The following is a 722-nucleotide window of genomic DNA, read 5'->3' as shown; positions in this document are numbered from 1 at the left end:
TTGTTAATTTTTTCTTTAGTTGCAGCTGTTAAGTCGACTACCAAATCCTGACCGGACACTTTGCTTTCAACCATGCCATCAGTAGCTGCTACGATACCAAAGGATGCTTTTTCTTTATTAACTGTGATTGCATTACCGTCAGTGTCTTTTACGCTTACAGTCTGAAGAGCTGTGCCGCTGGTACCGGAACCGTTTTCAGCAATCGTACGTACTTCTTGCAATTGGCTGTAAGTAACTACGTCACTTGCGTCTTTACCGTCAGCTACATTTGTAATTCGAGTACCGCCTGCATTGATACCGCCAACGTTGATGGAAGGACCATTTTTAATAGTCAAACCGCCTTCGTTAAGTGTTGTACCGCCAACATTAATTGTGTTGCCGTTAATTACGGTATTGCCTAAGGAGATAGAGCCATCAGCGCCTAAGTCTACAGTTTTATTCAAGTTAACTGTGAATGTCTTAACATCATCAGCACCGGTTTCACTGGTTACTTCGATGTTAGCGCCACCTTTTACATCAACGGATTTCTGAACAACTTCTTTAATAACTTCTTTACCTTTGTCATCCAAGTTACCTAAGTCTTTACCGGCTGCATTGTTAATTTTTTCTTTAGTTGCAGCTGTTAAGTCGACTACTAAGTCCTGACCGGACACTTCGCTTGTAACCATGCCATCGGTAGTACCTTTAATACCGAAGCCTGCGTGATCTTTATCAACAACAAG

1 protein-coding gene is annotated in these 722 nt (G+C 41.8%); it reads right to left on the bottom strand.

Annotated features, from left to right (window positions below; genetic code table 11):
• The coding region (locus QZL64_RS13050) for a hypothetical protein (protein ID WP_441351097.1) at positions 1-722 on the bottom strand (722 nt) is incomplete at both ends.

It is taken from the genome of Veillonella sp. CAG:933, from assembly GCF_000431435.1.
Lineage (GTDB): Bacteria > Bacillota > Negativicutes > Veillonellales > Veillonellaceae > Veillonella_A.
The sequence above is the reverse complement of the archived record's forward strand: the minus strand, read 5'-3'. Positions and strand labels throughout refer to the sequence as shown.